The organism is Vibrio sp. 378 (assembly GCF_033339435.1).
In genome coordinates, this window is record NZ_JAWOUO010000238.1 from 1 (window position 1) to 932 (window position 932).

A 932-nucleotide genomic window follows, 5' to 3' on the forward strand; every position below is an offset into this window, starting at 1 on the left:
CTGGATCCAAAAGACAGATAATTAAAAGATAAGATTAAGGAAGCAATGATGAGCTTATTAGATGTCAAAGATCTGCGTGTCGAATTTACCACCCAAGATGGTATCGTAACCGCAGTAAACGATTTGAACTTCTCTCTGAAGCAGGGCGAAACTCTCGGTATCGTGGGTGAATCTGGTTCAGGTAAATCACAAACTGTATTCGCAATCATGGGTCTACTGGCGAAAAACGGCAAGATCTCAGGCAGCGCGAAATTTGAAGGTCGAGAAATTCTTAACCTTCCAGAAAAAGAGCTGAACAAAGTTCGTGCCGAACAGATCGCGATGATCTTCCAAGATCCGATGACCTCGCTAAACCCATACATGAAAGTGAGCGATCAGCTGATGGAAGTGTTGATGCTGCATAAAGGCATGGGCAAGTCAGAAGCGTTTGAAGAATCTGTTCGCATGCTTGAAGCGGTAAAAATCCCTGAAGCTCGCAAACGTATCACCATGTATCCGCACGAATTTTCAGGCGGTATGCGTCAGCGTGTAATGATTGCGATGGCGCTATTGTGCCGTCCTAAACTGCTTATTGCTGATGAACCAACAACCGCGTTGGACGTAACCGTTCAGGCACAGATCATGGACTTGTTGAACGAGCTGAAATCCGAGTTCAACACGGCAATCATTATGATCACCCACGACCTAGGTGTTGTTGCTGGTTCATGTGACAAAGTGCTTGTGATGTACGCAGGTCGTACGATGGAGTACGGCAACGTAAACGAAATTTTCTACAACCCAAGCCACCCTTATGCGGAAGGTCTGTTAAAGGCGATCCCTCGTCTGGATACAGAAGGTGAAATTCTGCCAACCATTCCTGGCAATCCACCAAACTTACTGCGTCTACCACCGGGCTGCCCTTACCAAGAGCGTTGTCATCGTGTGATGGACCG

The 932-nt window shown here is 46.8% G+C and carries 1 protein-coding gene; it reads left to right on the top strand.

What is annotated here, in order from left to right; all coding sequences use genetic code 11:
• Nucleotides 1-48: 48 nt before the first annotated feature.
• Nucleotides 49-932, top strand: an 884-nt coding sequence (locus tag R7Q48_RS25430) for an ABC transporter ATP-binding protein (RefSeq protein WP_318132927.1), incomplete at its 3' end; no start/stop codon positions are given.